Source organism: Photobacterium makurazakiensis (genome assembly GCF_050336715.1).
Taxonomy (GTDB): domain Bacteria; phylum Pseudomonadota; class Gammaproteobacteria; order Enterobacterales; family Vibrionaceae; genus Photobacterium; species Photobacterium makurazakiensis.
On sequence record NZ_JAKJSJ010000143.1, the window covers coordinates 1 to 1,206 of the forward strand.

General features: G+C 47.8%; 4 tRNA genes and 2 rRNA genes. All 6 read left to right on the plus strand.

Going from position 1 to position 1,206, the window contains the following annotated elements:
* Nucleotides 1-192: ribosomal RNA gene (locus tag L4D09_RS28750) — 16S ribosomal RNA — on the plus strand; the annotation flags it as partial.
* A 100-nt stretch (nucleotides 193-292) separates the two neighbouring features.
* Nucleotides 293-368: transfer RNA gene (locus tag L4D09_RS28755), tRNA-Glu, on the plus strand.
* Nucleotide 369: 1 nt separating this feature from the next.
* A tRNA-Lys gene (locus L4D09_RS28760) sits at nucleotides 370-445 on the plus strand.
* 69 nt (nucleotides 446-514) lie between these two features.
* Nucleotides 515-590: transfer RNA gene (locus L4D09_RS28765), tRNA-Val, on the plus strand.
* Nucleotides 591-632: 42 nt separating this feature from the next.
* Nucleotides 633-708: transfer RNA gene (locus L4D09_RS28770), tRNA-Ala, on the plus strand.
* Between the two features lie 285 nt (nucleotides 709-993).
* Nucleotides 994-1,206: ribosomal RNA gene (locus tag L4D09_RS28775) — 23S ribosomal RNA — on the plus strand; the annotation flags it as partial.

The following is a 1,206-nucleotide window of genomic DNA, read 5'->3' on the forward strand; positions in this document are numbered from 1 at the left end:
GTGGATCAGAATGCCACGGTGAATACGTTCCCGGGCCTTGTACACACCGCCCGTCACACCATGGGAGTGGGCTGCACCAGAAGTAGATAGCTTAACCTTTCGGGGAGGGCGTTTACCACGGTGTGGTTCATGACTGGGGTGAAGTCGTAACAAGGTAGCCCTAGGGGAACCTGGGGCTGGATCACCTCCTTAACGATATGACCTGCTGTTTTATGCAGTGTCCACACAGATTGCTTGGTCGAAATGTAAGAGAGCGCGAATGTTGCCCAACAACGTTCGCAAGCAACACTTAGTCCCATTCGTCTAGAGGCCTAGGACACCGCCCTTTCACGGCGGTAACAGGGGTTCGACTCCCCTATGGGACGCCACGGGTCGTTAGCTCAGTTGGTAGAGCAGTTGACTTTTAATCAATTGGTCGCAGGTTCGAATCCTGCACGACCCACCATTTCCTTTCCACGAAGGAAAGCAAGTTTGATTCTGCTTTTTAAAGCGGAAACAAATAAGCAACTATCGTGGGCGATTAGCTCAGTTGGGAGAGCACCTCCCTTACAAGGAGGGGGTCACTGGTTCGAGCCCGGTATCGCCCACCATTTTCTCTTTTGAGAAAGCTTCTACCAAAGAAGTAAAACGTTGGGGCTATAGCTCAGCTGGGAGAGCGCCTCGCTGGCAGCGAGGAGGTCTGCGGTTCGATCCCGCATAGCTCCACCACTTTCTAAATACATTCTTATGAGTGTGATTAGAAAGTGGAATATTTGTCTCTGTAGAGACAGAAAAAAACACATGCTCTTTAACAATCTGGAAAGCTGACTAGTAAATTGAATCTTTTAGATTCAATTACAAATGTATCTTGCTTCTTTTAATARGAACGAGATACGAGTTCTCAAAACAAACACATTCAAGTGTCTTGTGTAAGAGTCCGGCGAAAACAAATAATTCTCTTTAACKAGAGAGTGAACCTTGGTTGTTGCCATACGAAACCTCTTGGGGTTGTATGGTTAAGTGACTAAGCGTACACGGTGGATGCCTGGGCAGTCAGAGGCGATGAAGGACGTATTAACTTGCGATAAGCGTAGATTAGGCAGTAAAAGCCACTTGAGTCTACGATTTCCGAATGGGGAAACCCAGCTGCATAAGCAGTTATCGTTACATGAATACATAGTGTAACGAGGCGAACCGGGGGAACTGAAACATCTAAGTACCCCGAGG